This window comes from Citrobacter sp. R-1.5.2 (assembly GCF_035064245.1).
GTDB lineage: Bacteria > Pseudomonadota > Gammaproteobacteria > Enterobacterales > Enterobacteriaceae > Citrobacter.
On sequence record NZ_JASEYC010000091.1, the window covers coordinates 1 to 587 of the forward strand.

Below are 587 nucleotides of genomic sequence, written 5' to 3' on the forward strand. Positions count from 1 at the left end.
GAGCGTCTTGAAAAAGTGGACACGCTGGTTGTCGACAAAACAGGCACGCTCACGGAAGGTTCGCCTACGGTGACAGGGATTATCAGTCTCAGTCCGGGTGGGGAAATATCTCTTTTACGTGTAACAGCTGCAGTGGAAAAAGGTTCGCAGCATCCGTTGGGTATGGCTGTTGTCAGAGCCGCGCAGGAAAAGGGGATCGTGATACCTGCCGTCAGTAATTTCAATGCCCCGTCGGGGAAAGGTGTCTCAGGCGATGTCGAAGGTCAACGGGTTGTTATTGGTAATGAACTGGCTATGCAGGAAAACAGTATCGTTATTGATAATCAAAAGGCCGTTGCGGATACGTTGCGGATGGAAGGCGCTACCGTTATCTATGTGGCCACAGACGGGAACCTTGCAGGCCTGATAGCTATCTCGGATCCCGTGAAAGCAACCACGCCGGATGCGCTTAAAGCTTTGCGTCAGGCGGGGATCCGCATTGTTATGCTCACCGGGGATAACCAGCTTACTGCTGAAGCAGTCGCACGGAAACTGGGAATAGATGAGGTTGAAGCCGGGATTCTGCCGGATGGCAAAAAAGCAGTGAT

At 52.3% G+C, this 587-nt stretch carries 1 protein-coding gene; it reads left to right on the forward strand.

Annotated elements, in window-relative coordinates:
• The coding region (locus QMN38_RS26730; RefSeq protein WP_323606420.1) for an HAD-IC family P-type ATPase at window positions 1–587 on the forward strand (587 nt) is incomplete at both ends.